We start from the raw sequence: 250 nt of genomic DNA on the forward strand, positions 1-250 counted from the left end.
CGAGATCGCCGAGCGGCTGATCGGCGACCTGACCGGCACCTGGGGCATCCACGAGTCGGACATCCTCATCGACACCCTGACCTTCACCATCTGTACCGGCCAGGAGGAGTCCCGCAAGGACGGCATCGCCACCATCGAGGCGATCCGCGAACTCAAGCGCCGCCACCCGGACGTGCAGACCACGCTGGGCCTGTCGAACATCTCCTTCGGCCTGAACCCGGCCGCGCGCATCCTGCTCAATTCGGTCTTC

General features: G+C 66.0%; 1 protein-coding gene. It reads left to right on the top strand.

The features are described 5' to 3' along the window. Nucleotides 1–250 (top strand): dihydropteroate synthase (locus IH68_RS51525; RefSeq protein ID WP_037886822.1); only part of this gene is annotated, 250 nt, incomplete at both ends.

The organism is Streptomyces sp. NRRL S-646 (genome assembly GCF_000720765.1).
GTDB lineage: Bacteria > Actinomycetota > Actinomycetes > Streptomycetales > Streptomycetaceae > Streptomyces.